At 62.9% G+C, this 16928-nt stretch carries 16 protein-coding genes; 10 read left to right on the top strand and 6 right to left on the bottom strand.

Going from position 1 to position 16928, the window contains the following annotated elements; translation table 11 throughout:
- Positions 1 to 34: 34 nt before the first annotated feature.
- Both VVR12_RS09730 and VVR12_RS09725 read right to left on the bottom strand, forming a co-directional pair.
- A complete protein-coding gene (locus tag VVR12_RS09730) occupies positions 35 to 655 on the bottom strand; it encodes a carbonic anhydrase (protein ID WP_368551044.1) in 621 nt (206 codons plus the stop codon).
- 91 nt (positions 656 to 746) lie between these two features.
- Positions 747 to 1388, bottom strand: a complete 642-nt coding sequence (locus VVR12_RS09725; protein WP_368551042.1) for a DUF4245 domain-containing protein — start codon at positions 1386 to 1388, stop codon at positions 747 to 749.
- A 243-nt stretch (positions 1389 to 1631) separates the two neighbouring features.
- On the opposite strand from VVR12_RS09725, the gene glpX reads away from it, so the two are divergent.
- Positions 1632 to 2666 carry a class II fructose-bisphosphatase gene (gene glpX, locus VVR12_RS09720; protein ID WP_368551041.1) on the top strand — a complete coding sequence of 345 codons (1035 nt, stop codon included), beginning with the start codon at positions 1632 to 1634 and terminating at the stop codon, positions 2664 to 2666.
- A 70-nt stretch (positions 2667 to 2736) separates the two neighbouring features.
- Here glpX and VVR12_RS09715 read toward each other — a convergent pair whose 3' ends face one another.
- From VVR12_RS09715 to VVR12_RS09700, 4 genes are all read right to left on the bottom strand, one after another.
- A complete protein-coding gene (locus VVR12_RS09715; protein ID WP_368551040.1) occupies positions 2737 to 3786 on the bottom strand; it encodes a lipid II:glycine glycyltransferase FemX in 1050 nt (349 codons plus the stop codon).
- A 65-nt stretch (positions 3787 to 3851) separates the two neighbouring features.
- The gene (locus VVR12_RS09710) at positions 3852 to 5390 is read right to left on the bottom strand and encodes an LCP family protein (protein WP_368551039.1); all 1539 of its coding nucleotides are present in this window, start codon (positions 5388 to 5390) and stop codon (positions 3852 to 3854) included.
- Positions 5391 to 5450: 60 nt separating this feature from the next.
- Complete coding sequence (gene purE, locus VVR12_RS09705; protein ID WP_368551038.1) at positions 5451 to 6101, bottom strand: 5-(carboxyamino)imidazole ribonucleotide mutase; 651 nt, start codon at positions 6099 to 6101, stop codon at positions 5451 to 5453.
- Positions 6102 to 6138: 37 nt separating this feature from the next.
- On the bottom strand, positions 6139 to 7269 hold the full coding sequence (locus VVR12_RS09700; protein ID WP_368551157.1) for a 5-(carboxyamino)imidazole ribonucleotide synthase: 1131 nt from the start codon (positions 7267 to 7269) through the stop codon (positions 6139 to 6141).
- A 178-nt stretch (positions 7270 to 7447) separates the two neighbouring features.
- Between VVR12_RS09700 and VVR12_RS09695 the strand changes: the two genes are divergently transcribed.
- The 9 genes from VVR12_RS09695 (at position 7448) to VVR12_RS09655 (ending at position 16915) form a co-directional block, all read left to right on the top strand.
- A complete protein-coding gene (locus VVR12_RS09695) occupies positions 7448 to 8218 on the top strand; it encodes a TIGR03089 family protein (RefSeq protein WP_368551037.1) in 771 nt (256 codons plus the stop codon).
- A 464-nt stretch (positions 8219 to 8682) separates the two neighbouring features.
- Positions 8683 to 9084, top strand: a complete 402-nt coding sequence (locus tag VVR12_RS09690; protein WP_368551036.1) for a WhiB family transcriptional regulator — start codon at positions 8683 to 8685, stop codon at positions 9082 to 9084.
- Positions 9085 to 9105: 21 nt separating this feature from the next.
- Positions 9106 to 9390: a DUF3499 family protein gene (locus VVR12_RS09685; RefSeq protein WP_368551035.1), complete on the top strand. Its 285-nt coding sequence runs from the start codon at positions 9106 to 9108 to the stop codon at positions 9388 to 9390.
- Positions 9391 to 9533: 143 nt separating this feature from the next.
- The gene (locus VVR12_RS09680) at positions 9534 to 10838 is read left to right on the top strand and encodes an Ig-like domain-containing protein (RefSeq protein WP_368551034.1); all 1305 of its coding nucleotides are present in this window, start codon (positions 9534 to 9536) and stop codon (positions 10836 to 10838) included.
- A gap of 70 nt (positions 10839 to 10908) precedes the next feature.
- Positions 10909 to 12114, top strand: a complete 1206-nt coding sequence (locus VVR12_RS09675; protein ID WP_368551033.1) for a TIGR01906 family membrane protein — start codon at positions 10909 to 10911, stop codon at positions 12112 to 12114.
- A gap of 36 nt (positions 12115 to 12150) precedes the next feature.
- Positions 12151 to 13779, top strand: coding sequence for a dolichyl-phosphate-mannose--protein mannosyltransferase (locus VVR12_RS09670; protein ID WP_409349901.1), 1629 nt, complete (start codon positions 12151 to 12153; stop codon positions 13777 to 13779).
- Positions 13780 to 13789: 10 nt separating this feature from the next.
- The gene (gene rsmI / locus VVR12_RS09665; RefSeq protein WP_368551031.1) at positions 13790 to 14689 is read left to right on the top strand and encodes a 16S rRNA (cytidine(1402)-2'-O)-methyltransferase; all 900 of its coding nucleotides are present in this window, start codon (positions 13790 to 13792) and stop codon (positions 14687 to 14689) included.
- Positions 14690 to 14691: 2 nt separating this feature from the next.
- Positions 14692 to 15780, top strand: a complete 1089-nt coding sequence (locus VVR12_RS09660) for a TatD family hydrolase (protein ID WP_368551030.1) — start codon at positions 14692 to 14694, stop codon at positions 15778 to 15780.
- Between the two features lie 430 nt (positions 15781 to 16210).
- On the top strand, positions 16211 to 16915 hold the full coding sequence (locus tag VVR12_RS09655) for a hypothetical protein (protein WP_368551029.1): 705 nt from the start codon (positions 16211 to 16213) through the stop codon (positions 16913 to 16915).
- Positions 16916 to 16928 lie beyond the last annotated feature (13 nt).

The following is a 16928-nucleotide window of genomic DNA, read 5'->3' as shown; positions in this document are numbered from 1 at the left end:
CGAACACCTGCACGATACCCCGGCGCCCGGATACTTACTTGAGGTTGTCGGTGCTCCACACGATCTCGGCGCTGCCTTCGGCCAGGTGGTAGAACATGCCGACCACCGCGGTCTGGTTGGCGGCCACGGCCTCGGAGATCACGCGGGACTGTTCGATGATGCGCTCGCAGGTGAAGCGGGTGTGTTCCCGCACCATGTCGTTGACGGTGGGGTTGTCCGGCAACTGCGATGAGAGCGCCGAGGGCAGGATGTCCTCGATGAAATTGCGCTGAAAACCACCGGGCAGTACTCCCGAATCGAGGGAGTTCTTCGTGGCCGTTACCGCACCGCACGAGTCGTGACCGAGCACGACAACCAGGGGAGTGTTCAGGCCGGAGACGCCGAATTCGAGGGAGCCGAGTACGGCCGGCCCCGAGGCGTGGCCTGCGGTGCGCACCACGAAGAGGTCACCGAGGCCCTGGTCGAAGATCACCTCAGCGGCCAGGCGGGAGTCACCGCAACCGAAGAGGGTCGCGAAGGGGTTCTGGCCGTTCTGCGCCAGATCCGCGCGACGCACCGAGTCTTGGTTGGGGTGAGTGGGGCTGTTGGCGGTGAATCGCTTGTTGCCCTCGAGCAAAAACTCTAGTGCCTGAGCCGGGGTCAGCTGATTGGTCATGGAACGCTCCGCAAAAAAGATCAGTGTACGAACTATCTGCGATTATAGACCCCGCCCCTTAATAAATGCGACTAACACAAAGTGGGGTGGATTACTGAATGCCGCTGGTACCCGAAGGGCTCGGAGCCACGGTGCGGGTGGGATTATTCGCATAGTCCACCACGGCCTGCGCGGCGGCCACAAAAGTCTCGCGGCTCGCGTCTCCTGAAAGGATCACGGTGTTCTTCTTCACCTCACCCACCCAGTAGGTAGTTTTCTTGTCGTCCTTATCGGTGTACACCCGCTCATCCCAGCGCACCCCGGCCACCTCATGCTCAGCCTGCGGTGTGGCGTTATTGGTCTTGTTCGCCACCCAGGTGGGGTTGACGTCCTTAGCCTGGGTGATCTCGACATACTGCTGGTGGTCGGTCAACAACCCGGCGTTCCAATAGCTGATCTTGTCGGCCTGGTTGGTGGTCCAACGGGCAAAGTTATAGCGCCACCCCGCCGGTTCCGGCGCGATGACCGGGTAACCCGCCTCGGTGGAGGCGTGATAGGCAATCGAGTCGATATCCACCTTGGGATCGAAGTAATTCCGGGTGTTGGTCAACTGCGGAGAGAGCAGCAGAATCGGTACCAACAGCGCCACCATCACGATCATGGAAATAATCATGCTGCGCGCCGGGGCGTTGATGCGGCGCGCCTGCTTCTCCGTGATGACCGGCTTGACGTTAGGCTCTTCAGAAGTACTCACCCGTATATTGTCCCCGAGAACACGGCAAAACCTAAAAACCCCCGCGGTGCCGGGGCGTCGAGCTCCACGACACCCACGCAACAATTGTTAGCCACCCCACAAACTCACGCTAAAAATGCGCTAAACGGCGACCGGAGCGCGGTGGGCACTCTAAGGTAGAGATGGAGCGTGTTCAACGACGTCGCGCTCGCACAGACTCTGAATGCGCTGGAGACCCCAGCGACAACTCGAAGGTGAGGACAGATGTCAGACACTCTGACTGGGCAGAAGAACACCCACGGCGACCGCAACCTGGCGCTGGAGCTAGTACGAGCCACCGAAGCGGCTGCGATCGCGGCAGGCCCGTGGGTCGGCGCCGGTGAGAAGAACAAGGCAGATGGCGCCGCGGTGGACGCTATGCGTTACCGCCTCTCAACCGTCAGCTTCAACGGCACTGTGGTCATCGGCGAGGGCGAGAAGGACGAAGCCCCCATGCTGTTCAACGGCGAGCGCGTGGGTGACGGCACCGGCCCGGCCCTGGACGTCGCGGTGGACCCGATCGACGGCACCCGCCTGACCGCCCTCGGCATGGACAACGCGTTGTCGGTCTTGGCCGTGGCCGAAGGTGGCTCGATGTTCGACCCCTCGGCGGTCTTCTACATGGACAAGCTCGTGGTGGGCCCCGAGGCTGCCGATCTCGTTGACCTGCGCCTGCCGGTCAAGCAGAACCTACACCTGACCGCCAAGGCCCTGGGCAAGTCCATCAACCAGCTCACCGTGTGCGTGCTGGACCGCCCCCGTCACGCGAAGCTGATCGAAGAGATCCGTAGCGCCGGTGCCCGTACCCGCATCATCCTCGACGGCGACGTTGCCGGCGCTATCGCCGCCGTCCGCGAGGGAACCGGTGTGGACATGATGCTCGGCATCGGTGGCACCCCCGAGGGCATCGTGGCGGCCTGCGCTATCAAGGCCGCCGGCGGCATCATTCAGGGCCGCCTGGCCCCGACCGACGACGAAGAGCGCCAGAAGGCGTTGGACGCCGGCCACGATCTGGATCGCGTGCTGACCACCGACGACCTGGTGACCTCCGACGACTGCTTCTTCGCCGCCACCGGCATCACCGACGGTAAGCTGCTGCGCGGTGTGCGTTACGGCCGAAACAACAACTCGATCACCACCCAGTCACTGGTGATGCGTTCGAAGTCGGGCACCACCCGCCTCATCGAGGCGACCCATCGCCTGGACCGCTGGGAGGGCCTGCTGGCCAAGAAGTCCCAGGCTCGCATGGGCGAGGAATAAGCTTCTCACGCACAGGACGGCCGCCGTTTCGTACTTAACGAAACGGCGGCCGTCCTGTCTGTATTCGGAACTACTTGCCGAGCTTGGAACGCACCGAGGCAACGGCGCGCTTGGCCGCGGGCACGGTAGCCTGCAGAGCCGGCGCGGCCTTGGTCTTGGCCTCGGACAACTTCGCCTTGAGTGCGGGTGCCTTGGCTTTGGCCGCGTAGAGGCCGGTGTAGGCCTTGTACTGCAGTGCGTTGACGGGCAGATCCCAGGTGCCGGGGTAGGCGACCGATCGGCCGCCGAAGGACTTCTTGAACTTGGTGAAGCCGGCCCACTCGTGGTCGGGTTCGTTCTCCGGGGCGATGCCGAACAGGTCTACATACTTCAAACCCTTGGCCTTGGCGTCCACGATGAAGTTGGTGACCAGCGGGATACCCGCCGAGAGCTTGCGGTGCGCGAAAGAGGCCGCCGCGTGCGCGTAGGTGCGGGTGTCGTCCGAGTCGTAGACGAAGGCCGCCGCGATCGGTTCATCCTCGACGCGGGCGATATACAGGCTGGCGGCGTCGGCGGGCATGAGCACCTTGGCGACCTGCATCAGGTACTCGTCGCGCTGGCGGTTGAAACCGGTGCGGGTGGCGGTTTCGTCCAAGAACCGGAAGAGGATTGCCATATCCGCCGGATCCTGCGAGGCCTCGAAGGTCACACCCTTCTTGTGGATGTTGCGGTGCAGGTTGCGGTTGGTGGACTTCATGTCCTTGAAGATCTCGTCTTCGCTCCGGTCGAGGTCGATGATCTGCGTGTGGGCCGGCTGAATCTGGCGCGGGGAGAGCTTGAAACCGCGCGCCTTGAGGAAGGCCTCGCCGCCCTGCTGCCCCCAGATGCGCTCGTCGGTGGGTTCCACGCGGATGAACCAGTACTTGTTCTCAGCCGCGACGCGCTTCATATCTGCGATGGCCGCCTCGAAAGCTGCCGCCGAATCGGCCACGGGGCCGTAGGGCGCGTACAGGTAGCGGCCCGTGGAGCCGCCCTCCAGCGTGGCTAGATAACTCCACCCCTGGCCCTCGCCGCGGAAGACGCGGTGGCCATTGGATTCTTGAAACGTCGCCCAGATGTCGGATTGCAGTATATTACTCATGCCTCCCAGCTTACCGAAACTCGTCTCACCCCCGCTCAATACTGAAGGACGCACCCGGTCGACTTTTAGGGAACCGAGCAGGTTCCATTCGGGGAGAGCTGGGCGACGGTCTGAATCTGCACGGTGGACTGCAGGGGCTGCCCCTGAGCCTGGGTCGAACCGCCGAAGAAACCGGCCGCTTCCGCCGCAGGGGAGGGGGCCACGCCCGACTTCGAATCCTCGATGACCTTCTGCACGTCGGAATGGAACTTATCGAAATCCGGGTAGGTCGGGAACATGTGGTCGTAGTAGGGCGGGCCGGCCGCGTACTGGATCAGCTCGAAATTCTTAGACTTCAGCGCAGTATCCGCCAACGAGCTCAGCGAATCCTGGGGAATGTTGGTCTCCACGATCTGCTCACCGGCTGCGGTGATATCGCCGAACTTGGTCAGCACGTTGTAGGGGTCGAGCTGTTTGAGCATCGCCTGCTGCACGCACCGCTGACGGGCCTCACGATCGTAGTCGGAGGCACCCTCGCGGGAGCGGGCGAACCAGAGAGCATGGTAACCGTCGAGCTTCTGGGTGCCGGGTTCGATGTAACCGTCGATGGGGTTCTTCTCACCGGTCTCTAGATTGGTTCCGCCACCGATGGGGATGCGGTCGCCGACATTAATTGTCAACCCGCCCATGGCGTCGATGAGCTGCTGGAAGCCGCTCATATCGACCAGCACGTAGTTGTTGATCTTCAGACCCACCACGCCAGAGACGGCCTCCATGGTGGCCTGCGCACCGGGATCCTCCACACCGGGATAGAGATCCTGATGATTCTGCGTCACGTCGGTGTAGAGCGCGTTGATGATGCACTCGTCACCGCAGTTGAACCCGTTGGGGTACACCTTCCATAGCGGTGAACCCTCCGAGAAAATCGCGTTCTGCGTATTACGCGGAATCGAGATCGTCACGGCCTGACCTGTGTCCGCGTCGATGGAGACCACCGTCATCGAGTCGGGGCGGCGTCCTACGCGGTCGGCGCCGGCGTCGCCACCCATGAGCAGAATGTTGTAGCGACCGTCCTCGGCCTGCAACTGGGTGCCGCCGTGGAAGATCTTGCCCAACGCCCCGCGCCCGGTATTGGCGATGTAGGCGGTGTAACCCAGACCGCCGCCGGTCAGCAACATCAGCGCCACCATGCCGAAGATCAGCGGCTTACGGGCGCGCTGCGGCAGGAGCTTCAACTTGATCACGCGCAGGGTATCGAGAAAGAGATACAGCCATCCGACCGCCAACCCGAGGAGCGCAATCACCACGGCGATCAGTACGACATTCGAGGTGAAGATCGCCAGAACGATCGAACGCTTAATGAACCAAAGCGAGATAAACAGGAGCGCCAGCGCCCACACCGTGAAGGTCACGGTCAGCGCTCGCCGGCCCAGCGTCTTGCGGTCGGCGATGAGCTGCACCGAGCCGGGTACCAACAGGGTCATCACCACGAACAACCAACCCCGCTTGACCTTGTCTGTATCGGTCACATACTCGGGGTGGTTGATCGGATCGGTGAATCGGGTAGCGCCGAGACGCTCGCCCTTCACACGGGTGGCACTGATGTCGTTGGACGGTGATGGCATAGGGATACTGTATAGCGCGAAACTGAGAGACCACGCAAAGTCTCCCTCACGCGGGGTTTGTTACGGGGTGTATGCCTGAACTTCGTCGGCACCGCCGATGAGGTCTTTTTCCGACTCGGCACCGGTCTCACGTGCCCCGGTGCGGGAGGAAGACTGCTCCGGCTCCTCGTTTTCGGCGGCGCGGGTGGCCACCTTAGAACGCAGTTGCGAGCCCTTATCCATGGCGGTCTGCCGCAGGTCAGAGGCGAAGGAGATGAGATCGTCGCGTACCTGCTGGGCGAAGCCGTCGCTGCCGGTGCCGAGCATGCGCAGAGCCAGCAGGCCTGCGTTGCGGGCGCCGTTAATCGAAACGGTGGCCACCGGCACGCCGGCGGGCATCTGCACGATCGACAGGAGCGAGTCCATGCCGTCGAGAGTCTTCAGCTGTACCGGGACGCCGATCACGGGCAACGGGGTGACCGAAGCGAGCATGCCGGGCAGGTGGGCTGCGCCGCCTGCACCCGCGATGATCACACGGATGCCGCGTTCGTGCGCCTTCTTGCCGAATTCGATCATGTCTTCGGGCATGCGGTGCGCCGAAACCACATCGGCCTCATAGGGCACGCCGAATTCTTCGAGCACGGCCGCGGCGGCCTCCATGGTGGGCCAGTCAGAGTCGGAACCCATGACGATGGCGACGATGGGTGAGTTGGAATCGTAGGGGGAGCTCATGCTGGCCTCCTGAGGTTAGGTGGTAGTGGATGAAATATTAGGCGTGGCCGTCGGAGATGATCCTGGCCGCGCGGGTGACCGCTGCGCGCAGGGACTCCGTCTCGGCAGCGGAACCGCCGATGTTCACGTGTCCGATCTTGCGTCCGGGCTTCACGCCCTTGCCGTAGAAGTGAACCTTAGCTGCCGGTTCGGCTTCCACGGCCTCGGGGATCTTCCCAAAGATGTCTTCGTTGGCGCCGCCCAAGAAGTTCTTCATAATGGCGACCTCGTCTTTAACGGCGGTCTCGCCCAGCGGCCAGTTCAACACCGCGCGCAGGTGCTGTTCGAATTGGCTGGTGTGCGAGCCGTCCTGGGTCCAGTGGCCAGAGTTATGCGGTCGCATGGCCAGCTCATTGATCAAGAAACCGTGTTCGGTCCCGGGCACCTCGAAGAGCTCGGCGGCCATCACGCCGGTGACGCCCAGTTCGGTGGCAAGGCGGACGGCGGCGTCGGCCGCGGCTTGTGCCACCGCGGGGTCCAGACCCGGCGCCGGCGCGATCACTTCATCGCAGACCGAGTTGACCTGAATAGACTCGGCCACGGGCCAGGGGCGCACCTCACCGGAGTCGCGTCGAGCCACCAGGGCCGAGAGTTCGCGGGTGAAAGGTACCTTCTGCTCGGCGAGCAGGGTAGAGAAATCTTCTCGTTGGCCGAGCTGGTCGAACCAGGTGCTGGCCTCGCCGCCGCGGGCGTCCTCGGCGGTCTTGACGATCAGCACTCCCTTGCCGTCGTAACCGCCGCGGGGAGTCTTGAGGACCACGGGCCAGCCGATCTCGTCGCCGAAGCTCACCAGATCGTCGACCGAGGCGACCTCCGCCCAGCGCGGGTTCGGCAGGCCCAGGCGCTCTACGGCCTTGCGCATCTCGAGTTTTTCTTGCGCGTGCACCAGGGCCGCAGGGCGCGGTTGCACGTTAACACCCTCGTCGATGAGGGTTTCGAGGAACTGGGTGGGAACATGCTCGTGGTCGAAGGTCAGCACGTCAACGCCGGCCGCAAAGGCGCGGAGCTGATCGAGGTCGGTATAGTCGCCGACCGGTGCGTGGGGCACCACCTGCACCGCGCATACCTCGGGGGATTCCGCGAGAATCTGCAGGTTGATTCCGAGTTCGTGGGCGGCCGGGGCCATCATGCGGGCCAGCTGGCCGCCTCCGACAACGCCGATTACAGGTCCAGTTATTGGGTAAGTCACCTCTCTAGGCTACCGCCCGCCGCGGGGAGGGGGAAAGTCCAGTTGGTATGGTTGGCTCGAGAACCGGATCCGGCGACCGACCCTGCCCACCGCACCACCTGCAATCTAGAAGAACGAGATGACTACCATGGCAACCGCAACCTTCGAAAACTTCTTCAAGACCTTGGCCACTAGCCAGCGTCCGGCACTGGTGTGGTATTCGGTGCCGGGGGAGCGGATCGAGCTGTCGGGGCGGGTGCTGGAAAACTGGGTAGCCAAGACGGCAAACTTTCTGGTGGACGAGTGTGAGTTGGCCTCGGGGCAGAGCGTCGACATGGCGGTACCCACCCATTGGCGCTCGGTGATTCTGGCGCTGGCGGCACTGCGGGTCGGGGCCCGGTTGAACCTGGGGCAACAACCCGGTGCAGACTCCCACCTCGGCTTCACTTTTGATCCATCCGACCTTGCTGAGGACGCTGCGGGGGACTGGGAATATGTGGTGGCCGTAGAGCGCGCCCCGCTCGCGCCGCGGTTCATGGGACAGTTGCCCGAGCAAATCGGGGATGCCGAGGTGCTCGACTATGCCGGCCAGGTGCGGTCTTTCGGTGACGTCTATTCCGGCCTGGAGTTGCCCGATGCCTCGTCGGTGGCGTTGACCGAGGCGGGGTTGACGAGCGGTGACGTGCTCGCCGCGGTGACCCGCAACGGTGATTTGTTACGCAATGATGACGCCGCGGCCGCCTATGCCCTCGAGATTCCCCACCAGCTCACCGAAAATTTTGTGCTTGAGGTGCTCACGGTGCTGGCCGCAGGGGCGGGTGTGGTGATGCTGGATCCCAGCATCGAGTGGGCAGACGATCGTCGTTCCCGCGTAGTAGAAGACGAACAGGCTCACGTTGGCTTGAACTAAACGACCCTCTTTGGCCTACACGACTGAGGCCACCTGACAGGGGGTTGTTGGAAAATAGACAGATTTGTCCCCTGTGTTGCTTATATGGTTTAGTAAAAATAATCAACCTTTTTAGGGCAATACCACAAAATATGACGAAATCTCGGCAGAAATACAGTGTCATCCGGTAGAGATTCAGCCCTCAGCTTGACTCTCGGGGCCTGAGACGCGTGTAATAAAGGTCAGGGTTTTCAATTTTTACTCTTTGGTGTGTCGCTCACTGCCCCCAAGTTCGCAAAGATCAGTTAGCGCAATCCAGAGAAGTGATAAGAGAATGTGCCCCCAGCTGACGTGGGGGGTAGCCCCAAAGGTAACTTCTCAAAAATCAGGGATATAGAAGGGACAACAGTGAGCCTGTGCTTGCGCCACCCCAGGGTGGTCCGAGCATCGCGTCGCACCTCGTGAAAAAGGCTCTACGCTACGCTATGCATTCTGCTCAATACCTAACAGACCAAGCCGATGCGTTCTTGGCTGCGGCTGAAGCCCGCGAAAAAGCCAAAAAACCGGCTACGCAGCGCCAGCAGGTAGATATTTATTCTTCCGAACCTGAGGCGCTTTCGCTCTGGGAAGCGGCCGCCGGCCTCTACAGCACCGACGGCGATGACGGTGAACTTTCCTGGCAGGCAGACGCGCTCTGCGCGCAGACAGACCCCGAAGCGTTCTTCCCCGAAAAGGGCGGTTCTACGCGCGATGCTAAGCGGGTCTGCAACGAATGCCCAGTCCGTGAGGCTTGCCTCGAGTACGCTATGGATAACGACGAGCGTTTCGGCATCTGGGGTGGACTCTCCGAACGCGAACGCCGCCGGTTACGCAAGCAGGCCGTTTAGAGATAAAGGACTCCACACATCATGAGCAAAGCTCGTTTGTGCTCGCGTCAGACGTGCACCCGTGAAGCTATCTATACGCTGACCTACGCCTACAGTGAGTCTGCGGCGGTCATCGGCGCACTCTCCGAGCATCGCGAACCCCACGCCTATGATCTGTGTGAGTTCCACGCCGACCGCTTGACCGCGCCCCAGGGGTGGACGGTCAAGCGCGTCGATACCGTGCCTGAATTTGGCACTTCCGATCGGGGCAAGGATGCCACCGATCGCCAGGGGGCTGCATACCCTCCGCTGCGCAGCGTCGACTAACCGCACCCGGGTTGGTGCGCCGTACCAGGTATCTCTTGTTCGCGGCGTGGCCGGCGCAGGAGCCCGTGGGCACCCGAGAGCCGCCCGTTTTCGAGGGCACCCCCACCCTTGTCAATCACCACCTACTAGAGAGGCCTCTTTCCGTGCGCCCGAATGATTCAACAGAGAACGAACCCGGCCGCTTACAACGCCGGGTGATCTCCCGTCGCCCCTTGTTGGCGGCGTCCTTCTCCACCGTGAGTCTGGCCGTGCTCTCGGCGTGCTCGTCGTCGAACAACAGCTCCGGCGGCGGCTCGAGCACGAGCGCCAGCCCCACGAACACTCCGGAGGCCTCCGCCAGCGCCACCCCCACCGAGAAGAAGTTCTCAGGATCCATCACCATGGATCCCCAAGACGGTGCCACCGAGATCAACCCGGTGAAGAACGCTACCGTGACCGCCAAGAATGCCAAGCTCACCCAGGTGCAGCTCTCCACCGCGGGCGAAGACGGCTCGCCCATCCCCACCGCGGGCAAGCTCTCGGCAGACGGCACCAGCTGGACCAACACCGATCCGCTGGAGTTCAACACCGCCTACGACGTGCACTGGGAAGCCACCGATGACACCGGCGTGAAAGAATCCGGTGACTTCACCTTCTCGACAGTCACCCCCGCGAACCAGGCCGATTACGGTGTGAACATCACCGAGGGCAAGCAGTACGGCGTGGGCATGATCCCCGAATTCATTTTCTCCGAGCCGGTCAAGAACAAGGACGCCGTCGAGAAGGCTCTCAGCGTGACCGCCGGCGGGAAACCCGTCAAGGTGGCCTGCCGCTGGTACTCCGACCGCAAGATGCGTCTGCGCCCGGCCGAGTACTGGCCGGCCAATTCCACCATCGTGATCACCGGGAAGACCCGCGGCGTGGATTTCGGCGGCGGCATGATCTGCAATTCGGATCTCACCCGCACCTTTACCACCGGTGACAAGCACACCGCCTTGGCCGACGACAAGACCAAGACCATCAAGCTCTTCGTCAATGACAAACTCGTCCACGAGAACCCAGTGACCCTGGGTAACCCCGACTGGCCCTCGGTCGTCGGCAAACTGGTGGTTCTCGAACAGTCTGAGAAGTACAAGTTCGACCCCACGTCGTTGAAATTGGAGCCCGGCGACTCGCACTGGTACGAACCCTTCTACGCCACCAACGTCTCTCGTCTGACCGGTTCCGGTGTGTTCGTTCACCAGGCGCTACCCACCGCCTACAGCTCGGTTGGCGTGGCCAACGTATCCCACGGCTGCATCGGCATGCTTCCCGACGACGCCAAGTACTTCTTCGACCTCTTCGACGTTGGCGACGTGGTCGAGACGATCAACACCGGCTACCCTCAGGCCGATCCCGATGACGGTCTGGGAGACTGGAATATCCCCTTCTCGCACTATGCCAACGAGAAGTGGAAGGGCAACTGGTAAGACAGGCGTGCGTCCGAAGCGGGGTGACCGCTTGGGGACCAGACGGCTACGAGCAGAGGAGTAACCCTCGGTGGCACCACAGCACAAGGACCGGGGCAGGGAATGGGAGAAGCTTTCTCCTGCCATAGCGGTTCCCAAGGACCAACCGGCCGCTCCCACGGCAGGCCCGCGTCAGCGGCCTGCCTCGCCGGTGAACCCCGCCCCCGGTGGCGCCCAGGGGTCGGTTTCTGCTGACCACTTCGCCGGGGCGCGCCGTCCACGGCAGGCTCCGCACGACAGTGAAGACACCCGCTTCGAGGAACCGGAGCACGAGGGCAACTACGAGGTTCCCGGGTGGCGTAGCCAGCTAATTAGCGAAGATCAACCGGTCACCATGGACCCCGACTCACCCGCCCAGGCAGCCGCCGACCTGCCCTGGGAAGGTGCGGGGCTGCGTCCTCTCAAGGAGGACATGGCCGCCGAAACGGTGAATCGACCCGACTACGAGACCACCGAAATACAGACTCGCTCTAGCGCGCGCACCCGGGCCAGCGCGCGGGCGGCGGCCGTGAACGACCGCCCTCGGGTTTTGCGTCTGCGTCAGCTCATCATCGGGTTGGCAGTGCCGTTGGTCAGCCTGGTGTTGGGCATCCGAGCGGTCGCTACCACCTCGTTCCTCGCGCTGGAGTACCATCGCCCCGGGTTCCCCGCCGATAACTATGGATTTAGCGCCGAGGACCGCATGACCTACGGGTCCTACGGCCTGAACTACGTGACCAACCTCGCCCCCGAAACGTATCTTTCCTCGCTGACCACACAGAGCGGCACCGCGCTATTCCGGCCCAGCGAGGTGGGGCATATGACCGACGTCAAACATGTTCTGACCTATGCCACCCTGGCTGCCGTGATCGCGGTGATCGTAGCGTTGCTGGCCGGCCGCACCCTCAGCAACCGCGCTCCCGGTGCCATCCGCCGAGCCCTCTTCATCGGGGCGCTGGGCACGCTGGTGCTGATGGTGGTTCTCGGGGTGCTCGGCGCGCTGGGATGGGAGAGCTTCTTCACCACGGTCCACGAGATCTTCTTCCCGCAGGGCAACTGGATGTTCCGCGCCTCCGACACCCTGATACGGCTCTACCCGCCGCAGTTCTGGGTGGACGCCGCCCTCACCGCGGCCGCGGTGACCCTGCTGACGCTGGGGATCCTGTTGGCTCTGACCTGGCCCACCGCTCACCGGCGGATGTGCGAATCCAAACGCGTTGAGCAACTGCGCGAGATGCGTCGCATGCTCTCGAGCTAAACACCGATGGCGGCAGTAAGGGGCGTTTCGGCTACCATGACTAGCGTGAATACATCAGTTGCGAGCAGGAATTCCGGGCGCCACCGCCCCGCACCAGCCCCTTACAGCCTCGACGCGTTGCGCGACCGCCTGGCCGTCTCCGCCTTCGCGGCCCCACGCTATGCCTGGGTGCTCCCACTGATCATCACCGTGCTCGGGGGAGTACTGCGCTTCTGGAACCTCGGGCACCCCAACGCGATCGTCTTCGACGAGACCTACTACGCCAAAGACGCCTACTCGATGCTACACTTCGGGTACGAGCGCAACTGGGTTGAAAACGCCGACGAGTCCTTCGTGGCTGGCGCCCCCGCCGGGCTGAAAGACACGGCGGAATACGTGGTGCACCCGCCGGTTGGCAAGTGGATGATCGCCGCCGGGATGGCGGTCTTCGGCGACAACAACCCCTTCGGATGGCGTTTCGCCGCCGCGCTGATTGGCACGTTGTCCATCGCGCTCATTGCCTACGCCGCCTGGTTGCTCTTCCGCTCTGCCGCCGTGGCAACGCTGGCCGCCCTGTTCACCGCCGTAGATGGCCTGCATCTGGTGCAATCACGGTTGGCGCTGTTGGACATCTTCCTCATGTTTTGGCTCTTGGCCACCTTCGTCTGTCTGCTCTTAGATCGGCGCAGCGCCCGAGAACGGCTCGCCCGCAAGATAGCAGACAACGCCGCCGTCCATAGTGGACATCCCACACCGGAATTCATGAACTATGGCCCGATGTTGGGGTTGCGCTGGTGGCGACTCGCCGCCGGTATCTGCGCGGGTCTGGCCGTGGGCGTGAAGTGGAACGGGTTGTTCTTCATCGTCGCCTTCGGCCTGCTCACCGTCTTCTGGGACGCTACCGCCCGCCGTAGCGTCGGAGTGCGGAAGTGGTGGCTTGCCGCGACGGTGCGCGACGGTGTCCCCGCCTTCTTCTCCCTAATCGTGGTGGGCTTGGGCACCTACCTGCTGACCTGGACGGGCTGGTTCCTCTCCGAACACGCCTACGACCGGCAGTGGGCGGCCAACCACCCCTCCGAAGGGGTGCAGTGGTTGCCGCCGGCGTTGCGCTCGCTGTGGGAATACCACAGCTCCGCCTACGCGTTCCACTCCGGTCTCGATAGCCCGCACACCTACCAGGCCGCTGCCTGGCAGTGGCTGATCCTGGGCCGACCCACCTCATACTTCTACGAGTCACCGCAACAGGGCGAGGCCGGCTGCCGCGTGAGCAAGTGCTCCGAGGCGGTCTTGAACATCGGCAATCCGCTGCTGTGGTGGGCATTTATCATCGCGATCATTTTCGCGCTGGTGGTGCTCATCGTGCGTAGCGACTGGCGTTTCGGGGCTCTGTTGGGGGTCTTCGCGGTGGGTTACCTGCCCTGGTTCGCGTACCCACACCGCACCATGTTTTTCTTCTACGCGCTGTCTTTCATGCCCTACCTGGTGTTGATGCTGGCGGGTCTCTTCGGCCTGGCGTTGGGCCGGCCCGGCGATTCACCGGCCCGCAAGAAGTGGGGCCTGATCGTGGCGGGCGTTTTTGTGATTGGACTGCTGCTGATCTCGATCTTCTTCCTTCCGCTCTGGACGGCGCAGACGATCCCCTACGAGCATTGGCGTTGGCGCATGTGGTTCGACGCCTGGATTTAAGGAGCTTTCAATGAGCGCAGATCTCTCAAATCCCGCACCGAGCGGGGGTGCGGCGTCCCACGATGCCGGTGTGTTAGTGCTGGGCGGCACCCCGATCGGTAACCTGGCCGACGCCACCGACCGGCTCAAGCATTACCTTGCCACCGCAGACGTCATCGCGGTGGAAGACACCCGCACGCTACGGCGGCTGGCCTCGGGGCTGGACGTGCAGACCCGCGGACGGGTGGTGACGAACCACGATCACAACGAGGCCGCGCGGTCGGCGCAGATCGTCGAGGCAGTGGAGGCCGGTCAGGTGGTGCTACTTCTGTCGGACGCCGGCATGCCGACGGTCTCGGACCCCGGCTTTGCCGCCGCCGCGGCGGTCGCCGACGCCGACCTCCCGGTCACGGTCGCCCCGGGGCCCTCGGCAGTGCTCTCGGCGCTGGCCGTCTCGGGTTTGCCCACCGGCCGCTTTACTTTCGAGGGATTCCTGGCCCGTAAGGGGTCGGACCGCACGCAGCGGTTGAAGTCGTTGCAAGACGAACAACGCACGATGGTCTTCTTTGAATCCCCGCATCGCACCGCCGCCACCCTGGCCGATTTCGTCGAATACTTCGGCCCCGAGCGCCGCGCGGTGGTGTGCCGCGAGCTGACGAAGCTACACGAAGAAGTGTTGCGCGGCACGCTCGCCGAGTTGCAGCGATGGGCTGAGGAGCACGAGGTACGCGGTGAGATCGCGATCGTGGTGGCTGGCGCCAAAGAGCCCACCCCCGAGGCCGTCGAGAATCTGACCGAGGCGGTCGAGGAGTTGGTGGCCAAAGGTGTACGGTTGAAGGCCGCAGCGGGGCAGGTCGCCGAGGCACACGGAGTGTCAAAGCGGGATCTGTACCAGGCGGTATTGGCCGCTCGATCCGACGAGGAGGAGTAACGATGTGTCAGGGACACTGCGGCATGACTGAGGCCGAACTGGCGGAATTCGCACGAACCGTGGGCGCGAGCGTGCCCAGCCGTGACGAGTTGCAGTCCACAATTTTCGAACAGCGGGCCACAGGCGACGACCGGGACTCCGTGCGCGCCGGTGAGGTGCCGCCGGCGTATGAAGCGCAACGATACAGCGTGGCCGATGAAGAATCGGGGGAGGGCACGCGGCGCCGCTCGACCGAGGGCGACGGTGGCCGTCGTCGTAACCTGGTCTTTCCGCCCGCCCCTGAGCCGTTGCCGTATCCGATCGTCGACAATCACACCCATATGGATCTGCTCGACGGCGAGGTGGCTATTTCCGCCCGCGATGCCCTCGACACCGGCGAGGCGCTGGGCATCGGTTCGATCGTTCAGGTCGGGTGCGACGTGCCCAGTTCGCTCTTTGCGGTGGCCGCGGCCGCAGCCGATGCGCGTGTGCTCGCGGCGGTGGCGTTGCACCCGAACGAGGCACCGAAGCTGGCCGAGGCCGGGGAGTTGGACGCCGCTCTCAAGGTGATTGAGACGTTGGCGGCCGAGCCGCGCGTGCGGGCGGTGGGGGAGACCGGCCTGGACTATTTCCGCACCGGGACCGAGGGCGTCGCGGCGCAGAAGCAGAGCTTCCGCGAGCACATCCGCATCGCCACAGAGCACGGCCTGGCACTACAGATCCACGACCGAGACGCCCACGACGATGTGGTGGACATCCTACTTGAAGAGGGCGCCCCGGAGCGCACCGTCTTCCATTGCTATTCGGGGGATGCTGACCTGGCTCGCGTCTGCAACGAGCACGGGTGGTATATGAGCTTCTCGGGCACGGTCACCTTCAAGAATTCCCGGGGAATCCAAGAGTCGTTGTGCCTGGCCCGTCCGGAACTGATCCTCGCCGAGACCGACGCGCCGTTTTTGACGCCGCATCCCTTCCGCGGGCGTCCTAACGCCTCGTACATGACCAATTACACCGTGCGATTCATGGCCGAGCATCTCGGGACCGACCTCGAGCAGCTGTGCCGACAGATTGCCGCAAATTCCCGAGAGGTCTACGGCTCGTGGGAGAGCTGATGACTTTCTCATCGCTCTGATCTCACGCCGTGGTGGCCGCAACCTCACAGAGGTTGCGGCCATTTCATATTCTGACGTGGGTGTACTTTCAAGGGCCGGTTATTTACTAAACACCTGTCGGCTAACTAGCGGGTAATCGCGTAACATCTCGTAACACGCCGCGACACGCTTGCCCCCCAAAAAATTAGTAAGGGGCATTTCATCAGGTGGCAAAACATATTCCCCGCGGCGCACTAGGGGAACGGGGTGGAGCGACGATACGCGACACTTCATCGGAGTAGCTTTAGATCATTGATTGCGCCACCTAACTAAATAAGTTAGGGCCCGTATCCACGGGTTACTTTTGGGGAATGGTGCGATCGGTCTATTACCGCAACTCCGGGGGCTTTCACTCGCTCTCGATGATTTTCTATGTTTAGGGAGATAGAAAATGACCGACATTTCACGTCGCAACTTGGCCAAGGGCGCCGCCTGGGCCGTACCCGTTATCGCCGCCACCTCCGCGATTCCCGCCTACGCGGCGTCCCGCGTGACGGCCACCGTCACCCCGCAGATGTGGCAGACCCGCTACGCGCGCCTGCCCACTTCTTGTAACCCCACCACCAACCCGATCAAGGGTTACCTGGACACCCTGCCCTGTAACTCACCGGCATACACCTACACTGCAGGTATCAAGGGTGCTTCGAATTCTGACTGTAAGCAGGATCCGAACACCTCGGACGGTTTCTGGCTGGAGTCCACGACCGCAGGTACCGCGATCATCAACTCTATCTCGGTGACCTACACCTTCAGCACCGCTGTCATCTTCGACGGCACCACCTACGCCACCGGTAACGCTAACTCCACCGGTAACTCCCGCTGGAACAGCAACGACATCCTGATGTCGGGATGGTCGATCACCTCGAAGAGCTCGACTTCCATCACCCTGACCTACTCGGGTAGCGGCGTCATCGATGCCTCGACCGCGGTCGCCGGCTCGGGCTTCGCCACCGGTTACTTCATCAACTTCCGCGTGGCCAGCACCTGTACTTCCACCGTGACCGTGTCCACCGCGGTGACCATGAACTACACCGACGCCACCGGTGCCAACAAGACCTGGACGAAGAACACCTCGTCCAACGTCATCCAGCCGTAGTGCTGATCCGCCG

Origin of the sequence: Rothia sp. LK2588, from assembly GCF_040946465.1 — a bacterium.
In the GTDB taxonomy this organism is placed as follows: Bacteria; Actinomycetota; Actinomycetes; order Actinomycetales; family Micrococcaceae; genus Rothia.
The sequence above is the reverse complement of the archived record's forward strand: the minus strand, read 5'-3'. Positions and strand labels throughout refer to the sequence as shown.